A 620-nucleotide genomic window follows, 5' to 3' on the forward strand; every position below is an offset into this window, starting at 1 on the left:
ATAGTTCTGGGTTACACGTCTCTTCATTTCTGTACTTACAATGTTAAAGTAAGCGTTATCTGTGTAAAGCCGATGTAATTCCTGTTCATATGTTTCTATATCCTTACAAGCAAAATTTGCACCGACTACTGCGCCAATATCACTCTTGTTGTATAGCGTTACAATCGGCAGAGACTGGTTCATAGCCATGTAACCGCTAAATCCACCAGCCTGTCTAAAAGGATTGATATATATATTACATATATTATAAAGCGCAGGTAGATCGGATATATAATCCATCATGATGATCTGATTATTGTTTATTAATGTATTATATTTATTGTGAATATATTTATGCTTTGCTGAGCCCACCAATAACCATTTAACATTCGGAGTGTTATTAATAAACTTACAAATCAAATCAATAAAAGATTCGCTCATTTCCGCATCTAGACGATTTCCGACTGTAACCATAACGTAATCCGTTTGAGAAAGTTTATAATCTATTCTTGAGAGTGCTTGTACAGGTTTTGGGAAAGACAACCCCATCATATGTTTATGGTAATTTACATTATCAATAGCGTATTGACTGTATTACTTTTAAAATGTACTTCTTTTTCATAACCCCCGATATATACATC

1 protein-coding gene is annotated in these 620 nt (G+C 33.5%); it reads right to left on the bottom strand.

Features of this window, described 5'->3' with window-relative positions:
* A partial coding sequence (locus TX77_RS10745) for a glycosyltransferase family 4 protein (RefSeq protein ID WP_044505093.1) occupies positions 1–453 on the bottom strand: 453 nt, incomplete at its 3' end.
* Between the last annotated feature and the right edge of the window lie 167 nt (positions 454–620).

It is taken from the genome of Megasphaera massiliensis, from assembly GCF_000455225.1.
Classification (GTDB): domain Bacteria; phylum Bacillota; class Negativicutes; order Veillonellales; family Megasphaeraceae; genus Megasphaera; species Megasphaera massiliensis.